We start from the raw sequence: 712 nt of genomic DNA on the forward strand, positions 1-712 counted from the left end.
CTGAGCGCGATACGGCCCTTACTGCACGTCATGGAGTGTAAATGCAAAAGCAGATAATCGGAAACGCCACGCTGTACTGCGGTGATGTGATTGACGTTCTGCCGCTGCTGGAGCCGGGGTTTGATGCGGTCATCACCGACCCGCCGTACAGTTCCGGCGGCCTGCACAAAAACATGCGTACCCGGCTACCGTCAGAAAAATACGCAGTCACCAGCGCACACCACGCGGAATTCGGCGGTGACAATCGCGACCAGAGAAGTTTTGCATTCTGGTGTACGCAGTGGATGAGCATGATCCCCAGGCTTGTTCGTCCGGGCTGCTATGTCATGGTTTTCTCGGACTGGCGGCAGCTCCCGTTGATGACTGATGTGTTTCAGGCGGGCGGTGTTAGCTGGCGCGGCATTATCGTCTGGGACAAAACATCGTCAGCCCGTGCGCCGCATACCGGCTATTTCAGGCATCAGGCGGAATATATCGTGTGGGGAAGTACAGGCATGCTGGAGAAAGTGCCGGGTGGTCCGTTCCCCGGCGTCATTACTGAGCGCGTGAAGCCAGCGGAGAAACTGCACATGACCGGGAAGCCGGTCAGGGTGATGGAAGAGCTGGCCCGACCGCTGGCGGATAACGCCCACGTCCTCGACCCGTTCATGGGCAGCGGCACCACCGCGCTTCCTGTTCTGGCACGCGGTGGTAAGTTCACCGGCATTGAGTT

The 712-nt window shown here is 58.8% G+C and carries 1 protein-coding gene; it reads left to right on the top strand.

Annotation, left to right across the window (positions count from 1 at the left end; genetic code table 11):
• Window positions 1-41: 41 nt before the first annotated feature.
• Window positions 42-712 (top strand): DNA-methyltransferase (locus tag GTGU_RS23535; protein WP_038163738.1); only part of this gene is annotated, 671 nt, incomplete at its 3' end.

Origin of the sequence: Trabulsiella guamensis ATCC 49490, assembly GCF_000734965.1 — a bacterium.
GTDB classification, from domain to species: domain Bacteria; phylum Pseudomonadota; class Gammaproteobacteria; order Enterobacterales; family Enterobacteriaceae; genus Trabulsiella; species Trabulsiella guamensis.